Source organism: Pseudacidovorax sp. (assembly GCF_017991995.1).
Taxonomy (GTDB): Bacteria; Pseudomonadota; Gammaproteobacteria; order Burkholderiales; family Burkholderiaceae_C; genus Xenophilus.
This window is the reverse complement of sequence record NZ_JAGOPN010000027.1, coordinates 1-21,135: the sequence shown is the minus strand read 5'-3', so window position 1 is coordinate 21,135 and position 21,135 is coordinate 1. Positions and strand designations below refer to the sequence as shown.

Sequence of the window (21,135 nt, the reverse complement as noted above, 5' to 3'; positions counted from 1 at the left end):
ATGCCCACACGCCTGCACCATACCCTGGACCGCTGGCTGGCCGATGCGCCGCAGCGGCCCTTCATCCACCTGCCCGATGGGCGCAGCCTGAGCTTTGCCGAGCTGGGCGCGCTGACCGACGTGGCCGAGGCCGAGCTGCGCGCGCTGGACGTGCGGCCCGGCGACCGCGTGATGGTCGTGGCCGAGAACTGCCCCGAGCATGCGGCGCTGATCCTGGCCTGCAGCCGGGTCGGTGCCTGGTCCTGCGGCGTCAACGCCCGCATGGCACCGGCCGAGGTGGAAGGCTTCGACGCCACCGCGGATGCCCGGGTGGTGTACTTCACGAGCCAGGCCAGCGACAGCGCCGCCGCCCATGCCACGCGGATGGGCGCCGTGCCGTCGGCGCTGCCCGGCCTGCATCGCAGTGCCGTGCGCCCCGCCGCCCGGCCGCAGCCCGACCCGACGCCGGGCGAGCGCGGCGCGGTGGCCGCGCTGATCTTCACCTCGGGCACCACCGGCCGGCCCAAGGCCGTGATGCTCACCCACGACGCCCTGCTGCACTTCGCGCGCGTGTCGGGTGCCTCGCGCCGGCTCGGGCCAGAGGACCGCAGCTACGCCTTCGTGCCGATGACGCACATCTTCGGGCTGGGCACGGTGCTGATCAGTTCGTTGCTGGCCGGCGCGCAGCTGGTGATGCGGCCGCAGTTCGAGCCGCAGGACCTGCTGCATGCGCTGGCCCATGAAGGCGTCTCGCAGCTGCAGGGCCCGCCGGCGCTGTTCTCGCGCCTGCTGGCCCACTTGGAGCACGAGGGCATCGCCCGGCCCGCGGCGCCGCAGCTTCGCTACCTCTACACCGGCGCCGGCCCGCTGGACCTGGCGCTCAAGCGGCGCGTGGAAGCCGCCTTCGGCCAGGTGCTGCACCACGGCTACGGCCTGTCCGAATACGCGGGCTCGGTGCACATCACCCGGCTGGGCGAGCCGCGCGACGACACCAGCGCCGGCTACCGCGTGGCCGAGGCCGAGCTGCAGGTGGTGGAGCCCGCGACGGGCCGGCCGCTGCCCGCGGGCGAGCGCGGCGAACTGTGGATCCGCGGCCGCGGCCTGATGCCCGGCTACTTCCGCGACGTCGAGGCCACCGCGGCCGCCATGCGCCCGGGCGGCTGGTATGCCAGCGGCGACCTGGGCGAGCTGGCGGCGGACGGCGCGCTCTTCGTGGTCGGCCGGCTGAAGGAAATGATCATCCGCTCGGGCTTCAACGTGTACCCGGCGGAGGTGGAGCTGGCGCTGAACACCCATCCCGCCGTGCAGCGCTCGGCCGTGGTCGGCTGCCCCGAGGACGACGGCAACGAGGCCATCGTGGCCTATGTCGAGTTGCGCCGCGGCGCGCTGCTCGACGCCGCGGCGCTGCAGGCCCACCTGCGCCCGCTGCTGGCGCCCTACAAGCGCCCGGCGCGCATCGTGGCGCTGGACGAGCTGCCCACCAACACCAACGGCAAGGTCCTGCGGCGCGTGCTGCGCGAATGGGCCGAAGCGCCGACGCCCTGAACAGGAAGGAGACACCGCCATGCCCATCGCCCCCGTCGATTCCACCCGCCGCCGCCTGTTGGCCGGTGGCCTGCTCAGCGCCGCCGCCTGGCCGCTCGGTGCCCTGGCGGCCGAGCCCTGGCCCAGCCGCCCGGTGCGCTTCATCGTGCCCTTTCCGCCCGGCGGGCCGGTGGACACCACGGCGCGCATCGCCAGCCAGCGGCTGTCGGAGATCTGGAAGACGCCCACCCTCATCGACAACCGCGCCGGTGCCGGCGGCACCGTGGGCGCCGCGGTGGCGGCCAAGGAGGCGCCCGACGGCTACAGCCTGTTCGTGGGCGCCATCCACCATTCGGTCAATCCTTCGCTCATGGGCAAGCTGCCCTACGACATCGAGAAGGACTTCGCGCCGGTGAGCTTCGCGGCGGTGTTCCCGGTGTTCGTGGTCGCGAATGCCGCGGTGCCCGCCAACACCATCGCCGAGCTGATCGCGCTGGCGAAGAAGCCGGGCAGCCAGCTGAGCTTCGGCTCCTCCGGCAACGGCGGCGGCACGCACCTGGCGGGCGAGCTGTTCAACATGGAGGCCGGCACCAAGCTGCTGCATGTGCCCTACAAGGGCAGCGCGCCGGCCATGAACGACCTGCTGGGCGGGCAGGTGCAGCTGATGTTCAGCGACGCACCCACGGCGCTGCCGCACATCCGCTCCGGCCGCATCAAGGTGCTGGGGGTGGCCAGCCCGCAGCGCTCGGCCATGCTGCCGTCGGTGCCCACGGTGGCCGAGTCCGGGCTGCCGGGCTACGAGGCCTATTCCTGGGCGGCGCTGTTCGCGCCGGCGCGCACGCCGCAGCCGGTGCTGGAGCGCATCAACGCCGACTTCAACACCGCCTTCAACGACCCGGCCGTGCGCCAGCGGCTGCTGGAGGCCGGCGCCGAGGCCGACCCCGGCACGCAGGAGGCGCTGCGCCAGCGGCTGCACAGCGAGATGGCCAAGTGGGCCAAGGTCATCAAGACGGCCGGCATCACGGTGTCCTGACCCATGTCCAGCACACCCTCTCCCACCATGCACGTCGGCGCGGGCGCCCACTACCAGGCAGAGCTGGATGCCGGCCGCTTCTGCCTGCAGCATTGCCCGCAGTGCGGCCGCCATGTCTTCACGCCGCGCGAACTCTGCCCCCACTGCGGCGCCGCCCCGCTGCGCTGGGTGCGGGCGCGCGGCACCGGCCAGGTCCATTCGGCCAGCACGGTCCACCGCAAGGCCGAGGACGGCGGACCCTACAACGTGTCGCTGATCGACCTCGACGAGGGCGTGCGCATGATGAGCCGCGTGGAAGGCATCGCGCCCGAGGCCGTTCGCATCGGCCAGCGCGTGAAGGCGCGCGTCGTCCAGCGCGAGGGCCGCGGGCTGGTGCTCTTCCATCCCGAGGAAGGCGGTGCGGCATGACCACGGCCGGACAGATCCCCCGCTCCGCGCTGGATGCCGGCGCCGTCAACCGCGGCCTGCGGGGCCGCGTCGCCATCGCCGGTGCCGCCACCTACGGCTGCGGCGAATCGCCGGGCATGGACGACATGACGCTGCTGGTGCGCGCCGCCCATGCGGCGGTGGCCGATGCGGGCCTGACGATGCAGGACATCGACGGCATCGCCACCTGCAGCGTGTCGGCCAGCATGTGGGCCATGCCGGTGGTGGAGCACCTGGGCCTCAACCCCAGCTACGTGGACGGCACCATGCTGGGCGGCAGCAGCTTCATCGCCCACCTGCTGCCGGCCATCCGTGCGCTGGAGGCGGGCCAGTGCAAGGCGGTGCTGGTGTGCTACGGCAGCGCGCAACGGTCGGCCAGCTTCGGCCGGCGGGAGATGCAGGCCGCGCGGCGCTTCCTCGATCCGCAGCCCTTCGAGTTTCCCTACGAGCCGGTGCTGCCCGTGACCGCCTATGCGCTGGCCGCGGCACGCCATATGCACGAGTTCGGCACCACGCGGACCCAGCTGGCCGAGGTGGCCGTAGCCGCACGCGCCTGGGCCCAGCGCAATCCCGAGGCCTTCAGGCGCGATCCGCTCACGGTGGACGATGTGCTCGCGGCCCGGCCCATCGCCAGCCCGCTGGGCGTGCTCGACTGCTGCCTGGTGACCGACGGGGCCGGTGCCCTGGTGCTGGTGCGTGCCGACCGGGCGCGCGACCTGCCGCAGCCACCGGTGCATGTGCTGGGCACGGCCACAGCGATGTGGCACCGCCAGATCTCGTGCATGCCGGTGCTCACCACCACCGCGGCCGCCCAGTCCGGTGCGCAGGCCTTCGCCATGGCGGGCCTGCGCCCGGCCGACATGGACATGGCCCAGCTCTACGACGCCTTCACCATCAACACGCTGCTGTTCCTGGAGGACCTGGGCTTCTGCGCCAAGGGCGAGGGCGGCCCCTTCGTGGAAGGCGGCGCCATCGCCCCGGGCGGGCGGCTGGCCGTCAACACCAACGGCGGCGGACTGTCCTGCGTGCACCCGGGCATGTACGGCATCTTCGCCCTGATCGAGGCCGTGCGGCAGTTGCGCGGCCAAGCCGGCCAGCGCCAGCTGGCGACGCACCGCACGGCCGTGGTCCACGGCAACGGCGGCACGCTCTCCAGCCAATCCACCGCCGTGCTGGGCACGGCCGACGCCCTCTAAGGAGACCCATGATCCGCGATCCCCAGATCCTCGGTGCGCTGCTCGACAGCGTGAACCGCTTCGTGCGCGAGCGCCTCGTGCCCGCAGAAGACGCCGTGGAGCGCACCGACCAGGTGCCCGCCGACATCGTGCAGGACATGCGCGCGCTGGGCCTGTTCGGCCTGTCGATCCCCGAGCAGCATGGCGGCCTGGGCCTCACCATGGAAGAAGAGGCGCGGGTGCTCTTCGCGCTGTGCCAGACCTCGCCCGCCTTCCGCTCGGTGATCGGTACCAACGTGGGCATCGGCTCGCAGGGCATCCTGATCGACGGCACGCCCGAGCAGCAGCGCGACTGGCTGCCCCGGCTGGCCAGCGGCGAGCTGATCGCGTCCTTCGCGCTCACCGAGCCCGAGGCCGGCTCGGACGCCGCCTCGCTGCGCACCACGGCCCTGCGCGACGGCGACCACTACGTGGTCAACGGCAGCAAGCGCTACATCACCAATGCGCCGCATGCGGGCATGTTCACGCTCATGGCGCGCACCGATCCGCAGGACAAGGGCGCGGGCGGCATCTCGGCCTTCATCGTCGACGCGCGCACGCCGGGCATCCGCTTCGGCAAGCCCGACCGCAAGATGGGCCAGCGCGGCGCCCACACCTGCGACGTGATCTTCGACGACGTGCGGGTGCCGGCCGCCAACCTCATCGGCGGGCGCGAGGGCCAGGGCTTCCGCACCGCGATGAAGGTGCTGGAGAAGGGCCGCATCCACATCGCGGCCGTCGCGGTGGGCCTGGCACGGCGCATCCTGCGCGACGCGCTGGCCTATGCGATGGACCGCCGCCAGTTCGGCCAGCCGGTGGCCGACTTCCAGCTGGTGCAGGCCATGCTGGCCGACAGCCAGGCCGAGCTGTTCGCCGCCGAATCGATGACGCTGGAGGCCGCGCGCCGCCGCGACGACGGCCGGTCGGTGGCCATCGAGGCCTCGAGCGCCAAGATGTTCGCCACCGAGGCCTGCGGCCGGATCGCCGATCGCGCGGTGCAGATCCTGGGCGGCGCCGGCTACATGGCCGAGTACGGCATCGAGCGCTTCTACCGCGACGTGCGGCTGCTGCGCCTGTACGAGGGCACCACGCAGATCCAGCAGATCATCATCGCGCGGGCCATGGCGCGCGACGGGCGCGTGGCCTGAGTCTGTCGACGGGCGGGGTCAGTCCGGGTCGAGCCGGCCCTGCGCATCGGCCACCAGCAGCGCCACCAGCTCCTGCGCGAAGGCCGGCAGCGTCTCGCGCCGGCGCATGCAGATCTGCATCTCGCGCACCGACCACGCGTCCGACAGCGGCACGATGCCGATGGCCATGGCCTGCGCATGGCGGCTGGCGGCCGATTCGGGCAGCACGCCGACGCCTACGCCGGAGGCGATCATGCGGCAGGCGGTCTCGAAGTTGCCCACCTGGATGCGCTGCTTGATGGGCTTGTGCAGCTGGTCGCTGGCCTGACGCAGGAAGGCATGGATGGCGCTGGACTCGTGCAGGCCCACGTAGTCGAAGGCCAGCGTGTCGGCGAAGTCGATCTGCGCCTCGGCCTGCAGCGCATGGCCCTGCGGCACCACCAGCACCAGCCGGTCGCGGCGGTAGGGCAGCGTCTCCAGGTCCTCGGTGCGCACGAGGCCGGCCACGATGCCGATGTCGGTCTGGCCGTCCATCACCGCGCGCACGATGTCGTGCGACAGGCGCTCGCGCAGGTCGATGTTGACGTCCGGGTTGCGCCGCAGGAAGTGCCGCAGCACCGGCGGCAGGAATTCGCTGAGCGAGGTGGTGTTGGCGAACACCCGCACATGGCCCTTGATGCCGCGCACGTACTCCTGCATGTCGCCGCGCAGGTGCTCGATCTGGCCCAGCACGGCGCGCGCATGCGTCACCAGCGCCTGGCCGGGCGGCGTGAGCGTCACGCCCTGGTTGGTGCGGAAGAGCAGCTTGGTGCCGATGCCCTCCTCCAGGTTCTTGATGCGGGTGCTGGCCGCGGGCAGCGAGATGAAGGACAGCTCCGCGCCGCGCGTCATGCTGTTGGCGTCGGCGATGTGCACCATCAGGCGCAGGTCCACCAGGTCGAAATGCATGGCCATGGGCGGGCATTCTAGGAAGGGGCTTTCGACGCGAAGGCCCTGCCCGCCTCGGTGGAAGCCCGCCTTCCACAAATGAAAAGCGCAGCGCCCGCCGCCGCCCGTAGCATGGGCCGGCGGCCTGCTCTGCGCCGTGGAGACAAGCCTGCGATGACCGTTGCCCCGACGCCTGCCCCCGAAGCGCCTGCCGGCGCGCTTTCGCACCTGCGGGTGCTCGATCTCTCGCGCGTGCTGGCCGGGCCCTGGTGCACGCAGAACCTGGCCGACCTGGGCGCCGACGTCATCAAGATCGAGAAGCCCGGTGAAGGCGACGACACCCGCCGCTGGGGCCCGCCCTTCTTCGCGGACGAAAACGGCCAGCCCACCGACCAGGCCTGCTACTTCGCCGCCTGCAACCGCAACAAGCGCTCGGTCACGGTGGACATGGCCACCGCCGAGGGCCAGCAACTGATCCGCGCGCTGGCGGCGCAGAGCGACGTGGTGGTGGAGAACTTCAAGACCGGCGGCCTGGCGCGCTACGGGCTCGACTACGCCAGCCTGTCGGCGCTGAACCCGCGGCTGATCTACTGCTCGGTCACCGGCTTCGGCCACACCGGCCCCTATGCGCCGCGCGCGGGCTACGACCTGCTGGTGCAGGCCATGAGTGGCCTGATGAGCGTGACCGGCCGCCCCGACGACGAGCCCGGCGGCGGCCCGCTGCGGGTGGGCGTGGCGGTGATCGACCTGTTCACCGGCATGTACGCCACCACGGCCATCCTGGGTGCGCTGGAGGCGCGCCACCGCACCGGCCGCGGCCAGCACATCGACATGGCGCTGATGGACGTGGCCATGGCCGTGCTGGCCAACCAGGGCGCGGGCTACCTCAACAGCGGCCAGGTGCCGGGCCGCCTGGGCAACAGCCATCCGAGCGTGGTGCCCTACCAGGACTTTCCGACCGCCGACGGCCGCATGCTGCTGGCCATCGGCAACGACGGGCAGTTCGCCCGCTTCTGCGCCGCCGCCGGCACCGCCTGGGCGCAGGAGCCGCGCTTCGCCACCAACGCGGCACGCGTGGTGCACCGTGCGGCGCTGATCCCGATGATGGACGCCGTGACGCGCCAGCGCCCGACGGCCGAATGGATCGTGCTGCTGGAGGACAAGGCCGTGCCCTGCGGCGCCATCAACGACATCGGCCAGGCCTTCGACGATGCGCAGGTGCAGGCTCGCGGCCTTGCGGTGACGCAGCGCCGCTATGCCGACGGCGAGCGCCCGGCCGGCGAAAAGGTGGACCGCGTGGTCACGGCCGCCAGCCCGCTGCGCCTGTCGGAGACCCCGCCCACCCTGCGCCATGCGCCACCGGCGCTGGGCCAGCACACCGACGCGGTGCTGGCGGAACGGCTGGGCCTGGGCGCCGACGACATCGCCGGCCTGCGCGCCCGCGGCGTGCTCTGAGCCGCAGGCGCAGGGCCGCTCAGGCGGCCTTGACCTGCGCCTCCAGCGCATCGACGAACAGCGCCGGCACGTCGCAGCCGGTCTGGTCGTGGATTTCCTGGAAGCAGGTCGGGCTGGTGACGTTGATCTCGGTGAGCGAGCCGCCGATCACGTCCAGGCCGATCAGCAGCAGGCCGCGCGCGAAGAGCTTGGGGCCGATGGCCTCGGCGATGCGGCGGTCGTCGGCCGACAGCGGCTGGGCCACGCCCTTGCCGCCGGCTGCCAGGTTGCCACGCACCTCGGTGCCTTGGGGGATGCGCGCCAGGCAGTAGGGCACCGGCTGGCCGGCGATCACCAGCACGCGCTTGTCGCCCTGGCTGATCTCGGGCACGAAGCGCTGGACCATGATCGTCTCGGCGCCGCCCTTGTTGAGCGTCTCGATGATGGAGCCCAGGTTCAACGCGTCCTGCTTGACGCGGAAGATGCCCATGCCGCCCATGCCGTCCAGCGGCTTGAGGATGATGTCGCCATGCTCGGCATGGAAGGCGCGCACCGCCGCGTCGCTGCGCGTGACCAGCGTGGGCGCGGTGAATTCCGGAAACTCCATGATCGCCAGCTTTTCCGGGTGGTCGCGCAGCGCCCGCGGCTTGTTGACCACGCGCGCGCCCTCGCGCTCGGCCTGCTCCAGCAGGTGGGTGGCGTAGATGTACTCGGCGTCGAAGGGCGGGTCCTTGCGCATGAGCACGGCGTCGAAGTCCTTCAGGGCCACGCGCTCGCGCAGGTCCACGGTGTACCAGTCGTCGGCATCGCCGGTCAGGGTGATGCGCAGCACCTCGGCCTCGACCACGCCGCCGGAGCGCCAGCCCAGGTCCTGCGGCAGGCAGGCGGCGATGCGGTGGCCGCGCCGCTGGGCCTCGCGCATCATCGAGAAGGTGGTGTCCTTGTAGGTCTTGAACAGGTCGAGCGGATCGGCGACGAAGAGGAAGTTCATGATGGCTTGTGCGTGTTGTCGTGGCTGCCCTGGCGGGCGTCCAGCCTGATCTTGCAGGCAGGTGCGATGTCCTTGCCGGCGGCGGTCTTTGGCCGGCCGGCCTGCTGCACCAGCAGCGCGGCCGCGCCGGCCACCACGCCCCAGAAGGCCGAGCCGATGCCGAAGAGGGTCACGCCCGAGAGCGTGACCAGGAAGGTGATGAGCGCCGCCTCGCGATGCGCCTCGTCGCGCAGGGCCGTGGCCAGGCCGCCGCCGATGGTCGACAGCAGCGCCAGTCCGGCGATGGCCGCCACCAGCTCCCTCGGAAAGGCCGTGAGCAGCCCCGCCACCGCCGCGCCGAAGCAGCCGATCAGCACATAGATGAGGCCGCAGCACACGGCGGCGGTGTAGCGCTGGTGCGAGTCCTCGTGCGCCTCGCGGCCCATGCAGATGGCGGCGGTGATGGCGCTCAGATTGAGCGCATAGCCGCCGAAGGGCGCCAGCAGCAGCGTGGCCACACCGGTCAGCGTGATGAGCTTGCTGATCGGCATGTCGTAGCCCGCGGCGCGGATGGCGGCCACGCCCGGCAGGTTCTGCGAGGCCATGGTCACGACGAAGAGCGGCAGCGCCAGGCTGACGGCCGCCTGCCACGTGAACTGCGGCATCGTGAACACCGGCATGGCTAGCGAGAAATGCACCGTGCTCCAGGCCAGCTGGCCGCGCACGGCCGCATAGGCGATGGCCACCGCCAGCGTCAGCGGCACGGCGTAACGCGGCAGCCAGCGCTTGCCCGCCAGGTAGGTCGCCAGCATCAGCAGCACCAGCGGCAGCGCCGTCTGCGCCGCCGTGAAGGCCGAGAGGCCGAAGCGCGCCAGCACGCCCGCCAGCAGGGCCGAGGCGATGGCCATGGGGATGCGGTTCATCACCCGCTCGAACCAGCCGGTGGCGCCGGCCAGCGTGATGAGCGCCGCGCAGACGATGAAGGCGCCCACGGCCTCGCCCATCGAATAGCCCGCGCCGGCGGTGGCCAGCACGGCGGCGCCGGGCGTGCTCCAGGCCACCATCACGGGCTTGCGCAGCCACAGCGATGGGATGGCGGTAGCCAGGCCCATGCCGAGGCCCAGCGCCCACATCCAGGAGGCGATCTGGGCGGAATCGGCGCCGAATGCCTGCGCGGCCTGGAACACGATGGCCACCGAACTGGTGAAGCCCACCAGCACGGCGACGAAGCCGGCGGTGAAGGCGGGCAGGTTGACATCCCGGAAGAAACGCATAGCCGGCGATTGTGCCGGGCGGGCATGTCGGCCGCCGGGGGCTCGACCGAGGGCGCCGACGCGGGGACACTGACCCAGCCGCACCCCCCGGGCACGTGGCTTGCACGCGCCCGCCCCTTTCGCCCAAGCCCCCAAAGCATCGATGACGACCACCGCCCAACCCACCACCCCCGCCGAGATCGTGGACGAGTTCCTGCGCCTCGTGATGATTCCCGACCCGGCATCGGCCTCGCGCTACACCGCGCCCGACATCCGCATCCGCTTCACCGGCAACCGGCCGATGACGGCGCCGGGCGACACCTCGGCCTTCAACGCCAAACGCTACGCCTGGGTCAAGAAGAAAATCGAGCGCACCGAGACCGTGGCCGGCGGCAGCGAGGACGAGACCGTGGTCTACAGCCTGGGCACGCTCTACGGCGCCTGGCCCGACGGCACGCCCTTCGAGGGCAACCGCTACGTGGACCGGTATGTGGTGCGCCGCGGCTTGATCGTGCAGATGGACGTGTGGAACGACAGCGCCGAATGGCTGCTGGTGCGCGCCGGCCTGGCCACGCTGTGAACCAGCAGCCGATGAGCACGCCGCACGACCCCGGCCGCACCCGCTGGCCCGAGCGCCTGCCGGGGCATGACCGCTTCGACTACCGGCCCATCACCCGCCGCCACGACTACGCCTGGCCCAATGGCGCGCGGCTGGCGGTGTACCTGGGCTTCAACATCGAGCACTTCGCCTTCGGCGATGGCCTGGGTGCCTGCATCGGCCCGGCCTCGCCGCACCCGGATGTGCTCAACCACGGTTGGCGCGAATACGGCAACCGCGTGGGCGCCTGGCGCTGTCTGGAACTCTTCGACCAGCTGGGGCTGCCCACCGGCACGCTGATCAACACCGCCCTGTACGACCACTGCCCCGAACTCGTGCAGGCCTTCGCGGCCCGCGGCGACGAGCTGATCGGCCACGGCCACAGCAACGCCGAGCGCCAGGGCCAGCTGTCGGAGGACGAGGAACGCGCCCTGCTGCAGCGCTGCCGCGACCGCATCGAGCGCGAGAGCGGCCAGGCGCCGGCCGGATGGCTGTCGCCGTGGATCTCCGAGAGCCACCTCACGCCCGACCTGCTGGCCGAGACCGGCTACGGCTACACGCTCAACTGGTGCCACGACGACCAACCGATGCGCATGCGCACCCGCGGCGGCGGGCGGCTGTGGGCGGTGCCCTATCCGCAGGAGCTCAACGACATCCCCATGATCGTGGCGCGCCAGATGGACTCGCGCGCCTTCTGCGACATGGTGGTGGACAACTTCGAGGAGATGCTGATGCAGTCGCAGGCCCAGCCGCTGGTGATGGGGCTGGCGCTGCATCCCTACATCGTGGGCCAGCCGTACCGGCTGCGGCACCTGCGCGAGGTGCTGGGCCACCTGGCCCGGGCACGCGACGAGGGCCGTGTGTGGTTCACCACGCCCGGGGCCATCGCGCGGCACATGGAGGCGGTGGCGGCCGAGGCGCCGGCGGGGGCCTTCGACTGAAGGCCCCACCGCGCGCCCAGGCGGTCACACGACCGAGGCGGCGCCCGCCTCGGTGGGCCGGCTGGCCCGGGGATCGTCCGGCGCGGCGGTGACGATGCTCTTCAGCGGCGGATCGGCCGGCCGCAGCTTCGCGATGTCCGGCCGGGGCCGCGCCAGCGTCGGCGACAGGGCAAACGCCTGCTCCATGGCCAGCGAGGCCGACAGCAGCGGCAGGTCGCCGCGGAAGGTGCCCGTCACCTGCAGGCCGAAGGGCATGCCGCGCTCGTCCGTCCCGCAGGGCAGGCTGATGGACGGATGCGTGGTGAGCGTGACCACATAGGTCAGCGCCAGCCAGCGGTAGTAGTTCTCCTGCGGGCGGCCGTCCACCTCCGCGGCGTACGGCAGCGTCCACGGGAAGGGCGAGACCGGCGTGGTGGGCGACATGACCAGGTCGTAGCCCTCGAACACCTTCTGGAAGCGGCCGATGATGCGCGTCTGCTCGGTCTGCGCCCAGGCGCTGTCGAGCAGGCTCATGCGCACGCCCATCTCGTAGTTGGCACGCGGGTTGGGCCCCAGGCTTTCGGGGTTGCGCTCGTAGGTCTCGCGCATGCCGGCCACGAAGGCCTCGGCGCGCAGCACGTCGAAGCAGCGGTGCACCTCGCCCAGCGCGAACGGCACCTCGTCGCAGGTGGCGAACAGGTGGCGCATGGCGGCCATCTTCTCGCGGAAGGCGCGGCGCACCACCGGGTCGACGTCGCAGCAGCCGAAGTCCTCAGTCCAGGCCACGCGCAGTCGCGACAGGTCGGCCGTGCGCGGCGCCAGGAAGGCCATGGCGTCGAGCGGATGACTGAGCGGATCGCCCGCATGCGGGCCCGCGGTGGCCGCCAGTTGCAGGCAGGCATCGGCCACGCTGCGGCCCATGGGCCCGACCACCGAGATGGGCGACCAGCCCATCGGCTTGCGCACGCTGGGCACCACGCCGGGCGAGGGGCGCAGGCCCACCACGCCGCATTTGGCGGCCGGGATGCGCAGCGAGCCGCCGGTGTCCGAGCCGGTGCACACCGGCAGCATGTCCAGCGCCAGCGCCGCGGCCGAGCCGCCGGAGGAACCGCCGGCATTGAGGTTGGGATCGAAGGGGTTGCCCGTGGCGCCCCACACCGGGTTGCGGCTGTTGGCGCCTGCGCCCATCTCGGGCACGTTGGTCTTGCCGGCCACGATGGCGCCGGCCGCGCGCAGGCGCCGCACCAGCTCGATGTCCTGCGCCGGCACATGGTTGCGCAGGCTGGGCGTACCCGAGGTGGAGAGCAGGCCGGCCGTGGGCTCCAGGTCCTTCACACCCAGCGGCAGGCCGTGCAGCAGGCCCAGGGGCTCGCCGCGCATCACGGCCTGCTCGGCGGCGCGAGCCTCGCCCTGCGCCCGCTCGAAGCAGGTGGCGGTGACGGCATTGACGAAGGGGTTGACCTGCTCGATGCGCGCGATGCACGCCTCCAGCAGCTCGACGGGCGAGAGCTGGCGCGCACCGATCAGGCGGCGCTGCTCGACGGCGGAGAGTTCGACGAGTTCGGCCATCAATCTGCCTTGATGTTGGCGCGTTGCGCGACCGCGCGCATGAGGGGCAGCTCGTTCTCGATCTGCTTCGCGGACGCGGCCTGGCCGGCGAAAGCGGGCTCCGCGCCCTGGGCCGCGAGCGCGGCCTTGGCATCGGGCGAGGCGACGATCTGCGCGATGGCCTTCTCCAGCCGCTCGCGCACCGGCGCGGGCGTGCCCTTGGGCGCGACCAGCATGATCCAGGTGTCGACGTCGATGTCCGGGTAGCCCGCCTCGGCGAAGGTGGGCACGTTCGGCAGCTGCGACGAGCGCTTGGCCGTGGTCACGGCGATGGCCTTGACCTTGCCGCCCTTGAGCTGCGGAATGGCGGCGGTGACGGTGTCCACCGAGAAGGGCACCTGGCCGCCGATCAGGTCGGTCATGGCCGGGGCGCTGCCCTTGTAGGGCACATGCAGCATCTTGGCGCCGACGGCGCCCAGGATGATCTCGCCCGCGAAGTGCGAGGTGGTGCCGGCGCCGAAGGAGGCGTACGAATACTTCTCGGGCGAGGCCTTGGCGGCGGCGACGAATTCCTTCACCGTGTTGATCGGCACGTCCTTGTTGGCCAGCAGCACCAGCGGGATGCGCGCCACGATGGCGATGGGGTCGTAGCTCTTGACCGGGTCGTAGGGCAGGTTGCTGCGGATGGCCGGGTTGGCCGTGAAGGTGGAGGGCGAGCCCAGCAGCAGCGTGTAACCGTCCGCGGGCGCCTTCGCGACGTAGCCGGCGGCGATGGCCGTGCCGGCGCCCGGGCGGTTGTCCACCACCACCGGCTGGCCCAGGGCGGTCGAGATCCGCTGGCCCATCAGCCGGCCGATGACGTCGGCGCTGCCGCCGGGCGGGAAGGGGATCACCAGCGTGATCGGACGGCTGGGATAGTCCGGCTGCGCCATGGCAGGAAGCGCGCCGGCGCTGGCGGCCAGCGCGAGCAGGCCGCACACGGCGGCGCGGCGCGACACCGGGGCAGGACGGAAAGCGGAGATGGACGCGAAGGTCATGGCGACAGGCCTTTCGGAAGACGATGGCCGCATGCTAGAAATGCATCTCCTGTGCAGCAAGCACAAGGCTCTTAAAGCTTCGTTGCCGGTTCGGCAATCTTTCGGCACCGCATCCGATGGCCTCATCCACTCCTCCGTCCACGCCTGCCGCCAAGCCCGCGCGGCGCGATCCCAACCAGCGCGTGCTGCAGGAAGTGGCCCTGCGCTATTTCCTGGAGGTGGCGCGCGCCGGCTCGGTCACCGAGGCCGCGGCCCGACTGGACGTGGCGCCCTCGGCCGTCAGCCGGCAGATCGGCCGGCTGGAGCGCGAGCTGGACACCCTGCTGTTCGAGCGTCGCGCCCGCGGCATGACGCTCAATTCCGCCGGCGAACTGCTGGCCGCCCATGCGCGTCGCGCCTGGCTGGACATCGAGCGCGTGACCGACGACATCCTGGCCCTACGCGGCCTGCGCCAGGGCGAGGTGCGCATCGTGGCGACCGAGGGCTTCGCCTACGAGTTCCTGCCCGCGGTGGTGGCGGACTTCCAGGCGCGCTGCCCGGGCATCCGCTTCCAGCTGGACATGGCGGTGCAGCGCGAGGTGGCGCGCCGCGTGCGCGAGGGGCTGGTGGACCTGGGCGTGACGGTGAGCCTCAGCTCGGAGAGCGGCCTGCAGGTGGCCTTCCGCCATCCATCGCCGGTGATGGCGGTGGTGGCGCCCGCCCATCCGCTGGCCGATCGCCGGCAGGTGTCGCTGGCGCAGCTGCTGGCCTGGCCGCTGGCGCTGCCGGCCGGCACCTCCACGCTGCGGCAGTTGCTGGACATCAGCAGCAGCCGGCAGGGCCTGGTCCTGCAGCCGGTGATCACCAGCGACCACCTCTATCCGCTGATCCAGTACGTCAGCCACACCCAGGCCGTCACCTTCTGCGGCGAACTGGCGCTGCGCCAGCAACTGCACAACCGTACCGTGGTGGCCATCCCCCTGCGCGACCGCGAGATGAACGAGCGCCACTTCGAGGTGCAGACCATGGCCGGCCGGCACCTGCCCGATGCGGCGCGGGCCTTCATCGACCACCTGCGCAAGGCATTGGAATGACACCCTCCATGCCGCTTCGCGGCTCCGGGCGGCCGCCAGAGGCGGCTGCTCTTCGGGCACGCCCAAGCCTGCATTGGCAGGCTCGGAGCCGCGGACCTCAGCCCCTCTCTGGCGCCTTCGGCTTGGAGGGGGGGCGCACCCAGAGGCCCGGCAAAGCCGGTTCCTCGGGTGCCCTGGCGGACAGTTCCGCCCCACGCGGCCACTCGGGCTCGGAGCGTGAACGCATTGCCCAATCGGCAATACGATCTTGCGAAGCACACATTGGTCGGCAATGCAGCCGGCGGAATAATCGCCTTCGGCGCTGGATGGCGCCGCTTCCCCACCTTCAGGGCCGGCGCTCGGCGCCGGCACCCCTCATGACTCAGACCTCCGCCCTGCCCTTCTCCAAGGTCCGCACCGTCGGCCCGCTCGTCTTCCTTTCCGGTGAACTGGGCATCGCCGCCGATGGCTCGGTGCCGGCCGGCATCGAGGCCCAGACCCGCCTGTGCCTGGAGCGCATCGCGGCCACGCTCGCCGGCCAGGGCCTGGCGTTGTCGGACGTGGTCAGCGTGACGGCCTACCTGGTCGATGCGGCCGACTTCGCCGCCTTCAACGGCGTCTACGCCGCCGCCTTCGCCGAGCCGCGGCCGGTGCGCACCACCGTGCGCACGGACCTGATGCTGCCGGGCGCGCTGGTGGAACTGACCGTCATCGCCCACCAGAAGGCCTGAGGCGCATGGGCCGCGAGATCCTCGTCCTCGGCGCCGGCATGGTCGGCACCTGCACCGCCCTCCATCTGGCGATGCGCGGCCATTCGGTCGCCCTGGTCGACCGCGGCCTGCCGGGGCGCGAGACCTCGTACGGCAACGCAGGCATCATCCAGCGCGAGGCCGTGTCGCCCTATGCCTTTCCGCGCAGCCTGGCCAAGCTGGCCGGCGTGGCGCTCAAGCGCGGGGCCGACGTCAACTGGCATCTTGGCGCACTGCCGGCGGTGGCAGCCGGGCTGTCGCGCTACTGGCGCAACTCGGCGCCCGAGCGCTATGCGCCCATCGCCGCGGCCTATGCGCGCCTGATCGAACATTCGACGAGCGAGCATGCCCCGCTGATCGCAGCCGCCGGCGCCGACGACCTGGTGCAGCGCGACGGCTACCTGCACGTGTTCCGCGACGCGGCCAGCTTTGCGCAGGCGCGCCGCGATGCCGAGGCCACCGCGGCCCGGCACGGCCTGCGGGTGCGCGCCCTCGACGGCGCCGCCCTGGGCGCCGAAGAACCCGCCCTCACGCAGCCCCTGCCCGGCGCGCTGCATTGGCAGGACCCGTGGTGCGTGAGCGACCCGGGCGAGCTGGTGGCCCGCTATGCCGCGCATTTCCAGCAGCTCGGCGGCGTGCTGGTGCAGGGCGACGCCGCCACGCTGACGGCGACCGCCCAGGGCTGGCGCGTGCAGACCACGCGCGGGCCGGTGGAGGCGCAGGACGCCGTGGTCGCCCTGGGCCCCTGGGCCGACCGGCTGCTCAAGCCCCTGGGCTACCGGCTGCCGCTCTTCGTCAAGCGCGGCTACCACCGGCACTACACCGGTGGCCCCACACTGCGCCGACCGGTGTACGACCTGGACCGCGGCCTGGTGATCGCGCCGATGCGGCGCGGCGCCCGCATCACGACCGGCGCCGAATTCGCCCGCCAGGATGCCGCGCCCACGCCCTGGCAGCTCACGCGCGCCGAGACCTATGCCCGCGAACTGCTCGACCTGCCGCATCCGGTGGAAGGCGAGCCCTGGCTGGGCGCACGGCCCTGCACCGCCGACATGCTGCCGGTGATCGGCGCCGCCCCGCGTCACCGCGGCCTGTGGTTCAACTTCGGCCATGCGCACCAAGGCTTCACGCTGGGCCCGGCCTGCGGCCGCTTGCTGGCCGAACTCATCGACGGCGGGCCGACGATGGTGGACGCGGCGCCCTACTCGGCGCGGCGTTTCGGCTGAACGTCGGGCGGGCTGGGCGGCAGGATGCCGCCCGATCAGCCGCGCATCAGCGCTTCGATCTCGTCGCCGTCCACCGGCACGCCGCGCGTGATCAGCTCGCAGCCCGTGGCGGTGACGATGGCGTCGTCCTCGATGCGGATGCCGATGTCGTGGAACTGCGCGGGCACGTCGTCGCCAGCGCGCACGTAGATGCCCGGCTCGATGGTCAGCACCATGCCGGGCTGGAGGATGCGGCTGGGGCGGTTCTTGATCACCTCGCCCGAGAGCGGGTCGCGGCGCTCGCTGATCTCGCCCACCTGCGTGGGCTCGACATAGCTGCCGCAGTCGTGCACGTCCATGCCCAGCCAGTGGCCGGTGCGGTGCATGTAGTAACGGAAGTAGGCCCGCTGCTCGATCACGTCGTCCACGCTGCCGACCTTGTTGGCGTCGAGCAGGCCCAGGTCGAGCATGCCCTGCGACAGCACGCGCACCGTGGCCTCGTGCGGGTCGTTGAAGCGGTTGCCGGCCTTGGTGGCGGCCACCGCGGCATCCTGGCTGGCGAGCACCAGGTCGTAGAGCGCGCGCTGCGGACCGGTGAACTTGCCATCGGCCGGGAAGGTGCGGGTGATGTCGCTGGCGTAGCTGTCGAGCTCGCAGCCGGCATCGATCAGCACCAGCTCGCCGGCGCGCACGGGCGCCACGTCGGCGCGGTAGTGCAGCACGCAGGCATTGGCGCCGGCCGCCACGATGGAGCCGTAGGCCGGGAACTGGGAACCGCCCAGGCGGAATTCGTGCAGCAGCTCGGCGTCGAGGTGGTACTCGCGCACGTCGCGGCCCTCGCGCAGCATGCGGGCGCTCAGCTGCATGGCACGGATGTGGGCGCGGGCGCTGATGTCGGCGGCCCGGCGCATCACGTCCTGCTCATGCGCGTCCTTGACCAGGCGCATCTCGTCCAGCGGGCCGCACAGGTCGCGCTGCTGCTCGGGGCACAGGGCGCCGAAGCGCACGCGGGCGCGCACCTTCTGCAGCCAGCCGTCGACGCGCCCTTCCAGGCCGGGATGGGTGGCGAAGGGGTACCAGACGGTGGCGCGGTTCTCGAGCAGCTTCGGCAGGCGGCTGTCGAGTTCGGCAACCGAGAAGGCTTCATCGACGCCCAGGCGCTCGGGCGCAGCCTCGGGGCCGAGGCGGTAACCGTCCCAGATCTCGCGCTCCAGGTCCTTGGGCTGGCAGAACAGCGTGCTGCGGCCCGCGGCGTCGACCACCAGCCAGGCGTTGGGCTCGGTGAAGCCGGTCAGGTAATGGAAGTAGCTGTCGTGCCGGTAGGGGAAGTCGCTGTCGCGATTGCGCTGGCGTTCCGGCGCGGTGGGGATGAGGGCGATGCCATCGGCACCGAGCTGGGCGGCAAGGCGGGCCCGGCGCCCGGCGTAGAGGGAGGGACTGGCGTTCATGGCGACGAGTTGAGTTGGGCGAGGCGCTCGGGGGTGCCGACGTCGGTCCAGCGGCCGGTGTGCAGCTGGGCACTGACGCGGCCATTGTCCATGGCGCGCCGAAGCAGCGGCGCCAGCGCGGCCTTCACGCCCGCCGGGTTGCCGGGCGGGATGTCGCAGTACGGCGGCGCGAAGAGTTCGCGCCGGTACAGGCCGATGGTGGAGAAGGTGTAGCGCGGCGCCGGGTCGTCGGCCGGCAGATTCAGCGCGGAGCCGTCCTGGCCGATGCCGAAGTCGCCGCGCGGGTTGTGCGGCGGATTGGGCACCAGCCACAGGTGGGCCAGCCGGCCGCTCTCGGCGAAGGTCTGCACCTGGGCCTGCGTGAAATGGATGTCGGGCGCGTACACATCGCCGGCCAGGCACCAGAAGAGCTCGGCGTCCAGCAGCGGCAGGGCGCGGGCGATGCCGCCGGCCGTCTCCAGCGCCGCGCCGAAATCACGGCCTTCGTGCGAATAGGCGATCTGCGAGCCCAGGCCCCCGGCCCATTGCGGCGCGGTGCCGAAACGCTGTTCGATCTGCTCGCCCAGCCAGGCCGTGTTGACCACCAGCCGGGTGAAGCCGCCGCGCGCGAGCGCCTCCATGGGCCATTGCATCAGCGGCTTGCCCCGGACATCGAGCAGCGGCTTGGGCTGCCGGTCCGTCAGCGGGCGCATGCGCTCGCCGCGGCCCGCGGCGAGGACCATGGCCGGCGTCACCGTCACACCAGGTGGCGGGACACGCTGCCTCGGTGCAGGACGTTGCGTTCGACGTGCCGCGGCGAGAACAGGACGATCAGCGCCTCCTGCAAAGCCTTCGCGGCGTCGGAATGGTCGCCGCCGAAGTTGCAGACGTACACATCGAGCGTCACGCTGCCTTGCTCGGGCCAGGTGTGGATGCACACATGGGATTCCGCGAGCAGCAGCGCCGCCGTGACGCCGCCGCGCCCGGCAGGGGTGGAGGGAAAGTGATGAGCCAGCTGCCCCACCGCCTTCAATTTGGCGACGGCAACGGCGCGCGTCAGACACTCGAGGAGGATGGTGCCGTCCGTCAGCCAGAAGTCATCGCACTGGCAATCGTGAAGGTCGGCAGTAAGGTGCAGGCCGTGCATGCGTGGACTCTAGCAGTCCCGTGCGGGGCACGGGGAGGGTGTACGACTGATTTATTCGCAAATTGGACACGATTGTGTCCTGCCTTGTACCAAGGCTGACAGCGCTTGACCTGTGTGAAGCGTCCCGGCGAGGGGCCCGGGCGCCCCTCGCTAAAATCGCGGGTTCTCCCCTCCTACACCTCCCCGAAAGCCTTTTCTCATGGCCAACCAAGCCCTGATGGCCAACGCGATCCGCGCGTTGGCGATGGACGCCGTCCAGCAAGCCAACTCCGGGCATCCCGGCGCCCCGATGGGCATGGCCGACATGGCGGCGGCGCTCTGGGGCGAGCACCTCAAGCACAACCCGGCCAATCCGCACTGGGCCGACCGCGACCGCTTCGTGCTCTCCAACGGCCATGCCTCGATGCTGATCTATGCCCTGCTGCACCTGACGGGCTACGACCTCCCCATCGAGGAACTGAAGAACTTCCGCCAGCTGCACAGCCGCACCGCCGGCCACCCCGAGGTGGGCATCACCCCCGGCGTGGAAACCACGACCGGCCCGCTGGGCCAGGGCATCACCAATGCCGTGGGCTTCGCGCTGGCCGAGAAGCTGCTGGCCGCCGAATTCAACCGCGACGGCCATGCCATCGTCGACCACCACACCTACGTCTTTCTGGGCGACGGCTGCCTGATGGAAGGCATCAGCCACGAGGCCGTCGCCCTGGCCGGCGCCTGGAAGCTCGGCAAGCTGATCGCCCTGTACGACGACAACGGCATCAGCATCGATGGCAAGGTCGCGCCCTGGTTCATCGACGACACGCCCAAGCGCTTCGAGGCCTGCGGCTGGAACGTCATCGGCCCGGTGGACGGCCATGACGCGGCCGCCGTCTCCGCCGCCGTCGCCCAGGCCAAGATGGGCGAAGGCAGCAAGCCCACGCTGGTGGTCTGCAAGACGCAGATCGGCAAGGGCAGCCCCAACCGCGCCGGCACCGCCAAGGCCCACGGCGAGCCGCTGGGCGCCGACGAGATCGGCCTGACCCGCTCGGCCCTGGGCTGGGAGCACGCCCCCTTCGAGCTGCCCGAGGCCGTCTACCAGGACTGGGACGCCAAGGCCAAGGGTGCGGCCGCCGAAGCCGCCTGGAACGAGAAGTTCGCCGCCTACACGCAGGCCTTCCCCGACCTGGCCGCCGCCTTCGAGCGCCGCATGAAGGGCGAACTGCCCGCCGCCTTCGACCAGGTGGTGGTCGACGCCGTGCTGGCCGCCCACACCAAGGCCGAAACCGTGGCCAGCCGCAAGGCCAGCCAGCTGGCGCTGGAGACGCTGACGGTGCAGCTGCCCGAACTGCTCGGCGGCAGCGCCGACCTCACGGGCTCCAACCTGACCAAGACCGCCGCCACGCCCGACCTGCGCTTCGCCGCCGACGGCGCCGTGGTGCGCACCGAAGACGGCCGCATCGGCCGCCACATCAACTACGGCGTGCGCGAATTCGGCATGGCCGCCATCATGAACGGCGTGGCGCTGCACGGCGGCTTCATCCCCTACGGCGGCACCTTCCTGACCTTCAGCGACTACAGCCGCAACG

Annotated in this window: 20 protein-coding genes; 12 read left to right on the top strand and 8 right to left on the bottom strand. The window is 71.7% G+C overall.

Translation table 11 applies throughout. From position 1 onward, the window contains the following. From KBC94_RS26755 to KBC94_RS26735, 5 genes are read left to right on the top strand one after another with little or no spacing between them, the layout of a single operon-like run. Positions 1-1,524, top strand: a complete 1,524-nt coding sequence (locus tag KBC94_RS26755; RefSeq protein ID WP_294377861.1) for a class I adenylate-forming enzyme family protein — start codon at positions 1-3, stop codon at positions 1,522-1,524. A 19-nt stretch (positions 1,525-1,543) separates the two neighbouring features. Further along, a complete protein-coding gene (locus tag KBC94_RS26750; RefSeq protein ID WP_294377859.1) occupies positions 1,544-2,536 on the top strand; it encodes a tripartite tricarboxylate transporter substrate binding protein in 993 nt (330 codons plus the stop codon). A 27-nt stretch (positions 2,537-2,563) separates the two neighbouring features. Then, positions 2,564-2,944, top strand: a complete 381-nt coding sequence (locus KBC94_RS26745; RefSeq protein ID WP_294377998.1) for an OB-fold domain-containing protein — start codon at positions 2,564-2,566, stop codon at positions 2,942-2,944. Beyond that, a complete protein-coding gene (locus KBC94_RS26740; protein WP_294377856.1) occupies positions 2,941-4,158 on the top strand; it encodes a thiolase in 1,218 nt (405 codons plus the stop codon). Before KBC94_RS26745 ends, KBC94_RS26740 begins: the two co-directional genes overlap by 4 nt. An 8-nt stretch (positions 4,159-4,166) precedes the next feature. Beyond that, positions 4,167-5,324, top strand: coding sequence for an acyl-CoA dehydrogenase family protein (locus tag KBC94_RS26735; RefSeq protein ID WP_294377853.1), 1,158 nt, complete (start codon positions 4,167-4,169; stop codon positions 5,322-5,324). An 18-nt stretch (positions 5,325-5,342) separates the two neighbouring features. Here the strand turns inward: KBC94_RS26735 and KBC94_RS26730 are convergent, their stop codons facing one another. After that, complete coding sequence (locus KBC94_RS26730) at positions 5,343-6,257, bottom strand: LysR substrate-binding domain-containing protein (RefSeq protein ID WP_017757553.1); 915 nt, start codon at positions 6,255-6,257, stop codon at positions 5,343-5,345. Between the two features lie 147 nt (positions 6,258-6,404). Between KBC94_RS26730 and KBC94_RS26725 the strand changes: the two genes are divergently transcribed. Beyond that, positions 6,405-7,685 carry a CaiB/BaiF CoA-transferase family protein gene (locus tag KBC94_RS26725; RefSeq protein ID WP_294377843.1) on the top strand — a complete coding sequence of 427 codons (1,281 nt, stop codon included), beginning with the start codon at positions 6,405-6,407 and terminating at the stop codon, positions 7,683-7,685. 19 nt (positions 7,686-7,704) lie between these two features. Here KBC94_RS26725 and gshB read toward each other — a convergent pair whose 3' ends face one another. Both gshB and KBC94_RS26715 read right to left on the bottom strand, forming a co-directional pair. Continuing rightward, entirely contained in the window at positions 7,705-8,655 is a 951-nt protein-coding gene (gene gshB / locus KBC94_RS26720; protein WP_294377839.1) for a glutathione synthase, read from the bottom strand. Continuing rightward, complete coding sequence (locus tag KBC94_RS26715) at positions 8,652-9,908, bottom strand: benzoate/H(+) symporter BenE family transporter (protein WP_294377834.1); 1,257 nt, start codon at positions 9,906-9,908, stop codon at positions 8,652-8,654. Before KBC94_RS26715 ends, gshB begins: the two co-directional genes overlap by 4 nt. A gap of 142 nt (positions 9,909-10,050) precedes the next feature. On the opposite strand from KBC94_RS26715, the gene KBC94_RS26710 reads away from it, so the two are divergent. After that, the gene (locus KBC94_RS26710; protein ID WP_114801576.1) at positions 10,051-10,467 is read left to right on the top strand and encodes a nuclear transport factor 2 family protein; all 417 of its coding nucleotides are present in this window, start codon (positions 10,051-10,053) and stop codon (positions 10,465-10,467) included. A gap of 11 nt (positions 10,468-10,478) precedes the next feature. Beyond that, positions 10,479-11,426 (top strand): polysaccharide deacetylase family protein, encoded by a 948-nt coding sequence (locus tag KBC94_RS26705; protein ID WP_294377830.1) that lies wholly within the window; start codon positions 10,479-10,481, stop codon positions 11,424-11,426. Between the two features lie 24 nt (positions 11,427-11,450). Here KBC94_RS26705 and KBC94_RS26700 read toward each other — a convergent pair whose 3' ends face one another. Then, the gene (locus KBC94_RS26700; RefSeq protein ID WP_294377827.1) at positions 11,451-12,974 is read right to left on the bottom strand and encodes an amidase; all 1,524 of its coding nucleotides are present in this window, start codon (positions 12,972-12,974) and stop codon (positions 11,451-11,453) included. After that, positions 12,974-13,885 (bottom strand): tripartite tricarboxylate transporter substrate binding protein, encoded by a 912-nt coding sequence (locus KBC94_RS26695; RefSeq protein WP_294377997.1) that lies wholly within the window; start codon positions 13,883-13,885, stop codon positions 12,974-12,976. The genes KBC94_RS26700 and KBC94_RS26695 overlap by 1 nt, the downstream gene beginning before the upstream one ends. A 221-nt stretch (positions 13,886-14,106) precedes the next feature. Between KBC94_RS26695 and KBC94_RS26690 the strand changes: the two genes are divergently transcribed. The 3 genes from KBC94_RS26690 to KBC94_RS26680 all read left to right on the top strand — a co-directional run bounded on the left by KBC94_RS26690 (position 14,107) and on the right by KBC94_RS26680 (position 17,017). Then, positions 14,107-15,063, top strand: coding sequence for a LysR family transcriptional regulator (locus KBC94_RS26690; protein WP_294377825.1), 957 nt, complete (start codon positions 14,107-14,109; stop codon positions 15,061-15,063). A gap of 356 nt (positions 15,064-15,419) precedes the next feature. Next, positions 15,420-15,773 carry a RidA family protein gene (locus KBC94_RS26685; protein WP_294377822.1) on the top strand — a complete coding sequence of 118 codons (354 nt, stop codon included), beginning with the start codon at positions 15,420-15,422 and terminating at the stop codon, positions 15,771-15,773. A 5-nt stretch (positions 15,774-15,778) separates the two neighbouring features. Further along, on the top strand, positions 15,779-17,017 hold the full coding sequence (locus KBC94_RS26680) for an FAD-dependent oxidoreductase (protein ID WP_294377820.1): 1,239 nt from the start codon (positions 15,779-15,781) through the stop codon (positions 17,015-17,017). 35 nt (positions 17,018-17,052) lie between these two features. Here KBC94_RS26680 and KBC94_RS26675 read toward each other — a convergent pair whose 3' ends face one another. Genes KBC94_RS26675 through speD form a run of 3 tightly spaced genes read right to left on the bottom strand, consistent with a single transcriptional unit; the run spans position 17,053 to position 19,570 of the window. After that, the gene (locus KBC94_RS26675) at positions 17,053-18,444 is read right to left on the bottom strand and encodes an aminopeptidase P N-terminal domain-containing protein (RefSeq protein WP_294377819.1); all 1,392 of its coding nucleotides are present in this window, start codon (positions 18,442-18,444) and stop codon (positions 17,053-17,055) included. Continuing rightward, complete coding sequence (locus tag KBC94_RS26670; RefSeq protein WP_294377816.1) at positions 18,441-19,166, bottom strand: nucleotidyltransferase family protein; 726 nt, start codon at positions 19,164-19,166, stop codon at positions 18,441-18,443. The genes KBC94_RS26675 and KBC94_RS26670 overlap by 4 nt, the downstream gene beginning before the upstream one ends. A 14-nt stretch (positions 19,167-19,180) precedes the next feature. Then, a complete protein-coding gene (gene speD / locus KBC94_RS26665) occupies positions 19,181-19,570 on the bottom strand; it encodes an adenosylmethionine decarboxylase (RefSeq protein ID WP_017759350.1) in 390 nt (129 codons plus the stop codon). A 199-nt stretch (positions 19,571-19,769) separates the two neighbouring features. Between speD and KBC94_RS26660 the strand changes: the two genes are divergently transcribed. Continuing rightward, positions 19,770-21,135: transketolase (locus KBC94_RS26660; protein ID WP_294377814.1), on the top strand; the 1,366-nt coding region annotated here is incomplete at its 3' end.